The following is a 4,381-nucleotide window of genomic DNA, read 5'->3' on the forward strand; positions in this document are numbered from 1 at the left end:
TCCATTTTGAGACAGCCTCTTTAATTCAAAACCCTTCGGTATCTGTTAATTCTCTTTTTTTGTATTTTCTATATCTTGAGCCAGATCGATGGCACCCATTACTTTTTCTTCCAATAGCGCGAGCTTGATCACCTGGGACATTTCAGTCACATAGTGGAACTGCATATCTTTGATATAATCTTCCTTGATCTCCAGGATGTCTTTTTCATTGGATTTACAGAGAATAATATCTTTGATGTTCGCGCGTTTTGCAGCAAGAATTTTCTCCTTTATACCGCCAACAGGCAATACTTTTCCGCGTAACGTAATTTCACCTGTCATGGCTAGTTTTTCCTTCACTTTACGTTGGGTAAACAGCGATGTCAGTGCGGTGAGCATCGTTATACCAGCTGAAGGGCCATCTTTTGGAATAGCACCTGCTGGAACGTGAATATGGATATCCCAATGGTCGAAAACACGATAGTTAATGCCGAAATCCGAAGCGTGGGCTTTCAGGTAGGCTAGTGCAATCGACGCAGATTCTTTCATGACATCACCCAAATTACCGGTCAGGCTCAAACGTCCTTTTCCTGGGCTCAGTGAAGATTCTATAAATAAGATATCACCACCTACGGAAGTCCAGGCCAAGCCTGTTACGACACCGGCGACATTGTTATTTTCGTAGATGTCCTTATCAAATATTGGGGCACCTAGGATATCAAGTAGATCTTGTTCGTTTATACTTGGACTGTAATCCTTTTCCATGACAATACGTGTTGCAATACCACGTACGACAGAGCCGATCTTTTTTTCTAATCCGCGGACGCCAGATTCACGTGTGTAATCCTCAATAATCTGTTCGATGATCTTCGCTTTTAACGAGACATCTTTGGATGCCATTCCATGCATTTCGCGTTGTTTTGGCAAAAGGTGTTTTTTCGCGATTTCGATTTTTTCCTCGATGGTATAGCCATTCACTTCGATAATTTCCATCCGATCCAATAGCGCAGGTTGAATAGAACTCAAAGAATTGGCTGTCGCGATAAACATCACTTTGGAAAGGTCAAACTCCATTTCCACATAATGGTCATAGAAATGTGTGTTTTGTTCTGGATCCAATACCTCCAATAAGGCCGACGAAGGATCTCCTTTGAAATCTGCGCTCATTTTATCGATTTCGTCCAGAATAAAAACCGGATTTGCTGCCCCTGCTTTTTTCAAGGACTGAATGATACGGCCCGGCATTGCGCCGATATAGGTTTTGCGGTGTCCTCTGATTTCTGCTTCATCGCGTACACCACCCAAAGCCATACGGGTATATTTGCGTCCTAAAGCTTTGGCAATGGATCTTCCCAAGGAGGTTTTACCCACTCCCGGAGGGCCTACCAAACAAAGAATAGGTGCTTTCATATCATTTTTTAATTTCAATACCGCAAGGTATTCAATGATACGTTTTTTTACTTTCTCGAGTCCGTAATGATCTTTGTCGAGCACTTTTTGTGCTTTGTTTAGATCAAAATTGTCTTTTGTTGTTTCATTCCAAGGTAGATCTAGCAAAAGCTCAAGGTAATTGAGCTGTACCGAATAATCTGCAGCAGCAGGATTGATCCGCGATAGCTTTTCGAGTTCCTTTGTGAAATGTTTTTCGACATCAACACTCCATTTCTTTTTCTTACCCCGTTTTTTAAGCTCTTCCAGCTCAAGATCGGGCGTATTGCCACCCAGCTCTTCCTGAATTGTTTTGAGCTGTTGGTTCAGGAAATAGTCACGTTGTTGTTTGTCAAGGTCGACACGTACTTTATTCTGAATCTGGTGCTTTAGTTCCAACATCTGGATTTCTGTCGTCAGCAGTTCCAATAAAAGTTTGGCACGGTTCTCCACTTTGGGTATCTGAAGCAGTTCCTGTTTTCTGATCATTTCGACATTGATATTCGACGAAATGAAGTTGATCAGAAACGAGGGACTTTCAATATTTTTGATGGCTATACCAGCTTCACTAGGTAAGTTTGGCGAAAGTTGGATGATCTGCAGCGCCATTTCTTTTAAAGTAGAAATTGTCGCTTTAAAGTGCTTGGTCATCTTCGGTTTCGCTTCGTTGAATTTCTCCACACGCGCCTTTAAATAAGGTTCGGTTTCGACAATTTCCAACAAGTTGAACCGTTGTTTTCCCTGGATAATGACGGTGGTATTACCATCAGGCATTTGGAGTACTTTAATGATATGAGCTACAGTGCCCACTTTATTTAGTTCTTCAAATCCTGGGTCCTCTACAGTCATATCCTTCTGAGAAACAACACCAATAGTTTTGCTGCCTTTATAAGCTTCTTTGACTAATTTGATGGATTTATCTCGACCTACGGTAATCGGAATGACAACACCGGGAAATAATACGGTATTACGTAAAGGCAAAATAGACAATGCTTCTGGAATTTCAGCATTCGCCATATTATCTTCATCCTCTTGTGTAAGTAAAGGGAAGAATTCGGTATCCTCTGCAACGATTGGAATTGCTTGACTGAAATCAAAAGTTTCGAATTTGCTCATAGTATTTATTTTGTGTATTTGGCAGTCGCTGACATGTTGACGGCTGACTTTCAAATTTTAAGCTTCTATTATTGTTTCCCCTATATTGCAAGGGAAGTGCCAATTGCTAAAAGTGAGCAAAATTACAAATCTATTTTCTAGAATAGGAAAAAAAGGCAGGTTAAATAAAATTTATCTGCCATTTGTTGGAAAAATAGGCATAATAATTGTAATATTGGAATGTGAAAGGGCACCGATGGCAGTTCTTGCGTTTAAAGAAATCAATCGGCGGTTTTTTCAAAAATGTAGAAACGATCACACGTGATCATTAAAGAGTGAATATAAAAACGTAACTAGTTAGATATGAATTTAAAATCATTTAAATTGGGTTTGTTTACTGGGGTTTTTGCCTTAGTTGCTTTTAGCGCGAATGCACAACAACCAAAACAGGCTGAGCATAGCAACGCTAATGTGAGAATGGGGCAGAAAGCTCTTTTGGATGGTGATTTCAAGAATGCCGAGTCATACTTGACAAAAGCCCTACCTCAGGAAGGGAAAGATCCGGACGTATTATATATGTTGGGATATTCTCAATTTCAAAATGGTGATTATAAAAAATCAGCGGAGACTTTTGGAAAAGTAGTTGCATTGAACGGTAAAAATGCAAATGCTTTATATTTCAAAGCGAAAGCAACAAACAACCTCGCTACTCAATCCACAAATAAGACATCTGTTGCCAACAAAGAGCAGTTGTTGAAAGTTGCTATTGAGGATTATTCAAAAGCAATTGCCATTACGCCTACTGATTCGAAATTCTATCAAAATAGAGCGATTGCGAATCGTGATTTAGGTATCTTGATCGGAACAGCGGGTACGCCGAATTACAATAAGGCAATGGCAACTGACGCTTATAACAATGCAATCAAGGATTATGAAAAAGTGTTGAGCTTTGATGCATCGAAAAAAGATATTCAAACAGAAATCAAAAAAGCGAAAGTATATAGAGATAACTTGAAATAGTATCGCTATAAAAGCATAGAAAAAGGGAATGCCAATGGTATTCCCTTTTTTTTGTGCTTATTAATTTTGTACCTATTGATTTTGTACCTATTGATTTTGTACCTATTGATTTTGTAACTATTGATTTGTGCCGGTTGAAATGTACTTATAGGAATGTAACGGTTGGTCACAAATGAGATCCAGTTTCATTTAGAGGGGTGAGTTTCGGCAGTTTTTACTCGATAAATTTCAAACGAAATAAGCACTGAAACTGTTCTTTTCCTAAATCAAAATGAATATTATGGAAACGAATCGATTGTCAAAGGAAATGCAGGAAATTTTAATCAGTCAGATGACAAAAGAGGCTGAGGCTGCACAGATTTATTTGGCGTTGGGGGTATGGGCAGATGATCAGGGTTATGGCGGAATCGCCAATTTTCTGTATAGACATGCCCAGGAAGAGCGAAATCACATGACTAAAATTATGGGTTATATTCTGGAAAGAGGTGGACGCCCCAGAATACAGGCTATTGCAGCGCCCCCAGCTGACCCGCAATCGCTGACCGAATGCTTTAATCGCGTTTTTAAACATGAAGTAGATAATACCGAAGCGATCTATAACATCGTCAATTTGGCGTTGGCGGAGAAGGACTGGGCAACATGGAACTTTGCACAGTGGTTTGTTAAGGAACAGATCGAGGAAGAGAAGTTAGCATTGGAATTGATTGATAAGTTGAAAATCGCTGGTGGTGACCGAGCTTCAGATGAATCCTTGTTTGCGTTGGATTCCTCCCTTGAAGCCATGCCCGACGAAGTAGCCTTGGCAAGGGAAGCGACAGCAGATGATCCCAAATAATTGTAAAATAGAAAAAGGCGGGAT

3 protein-coding genes are annotated in these 4,381 nt (G+C 39.9%); 2 read left to right on the top strand and 1 reads right to left on the bottom strand.

The window, feature by feature from the left end:
* Positions 1-45 precede the first annotated feature (45 nt).
* Positions 46-2,523, bottom strand: coding sequence for an endopeptidase La (gene lon, locus B3E92_RS20275; protein ID WP_112375769.1), 2,478 nt, complete (start codon positions 2,521-2,523; stop codon positions 46-48).
* A gap of 342 nt (positions 2,524-2,865) precedes the next feature.
* Here lon and B3E92_RS20280 point away from each other — a divergent pair, with 342 nt between their 5' ends.
* Positions 2,866-3,522, top strand: a complete 657-nt coding sequence (locus tag B3E92_RS20280; RefSeq protein WP_112375771.1) for a tetratricopeptide repeat protein — start codon at positions 2,866-2,868, stop codon at positions 3,520-3,522.
* Between the two features lie 280 nt (positions 3,523-3,802).
* Entirely contained in the window at positions 3,803-4,357 is a 555-nt protein-coding gene (locus B3E92_RS20285) for a ferritin (protein ID WP_112376530.1), read from the top strand.
* Positions 4,358-4,381: the final 24 nt, after the last annotated feature.

Source organism: Sphingobacterium sp. UBA6317, assembly GCF_002440385.1.
In the GTDB taxonomy this organism is placed as follows: domain Bacteria; phylum Bacteroidota; class Bacteroidia; order Sphingobacteriales; family Sphingobacteriaceae; genus Sphingobacterium; species Sphingobacterium multivorum.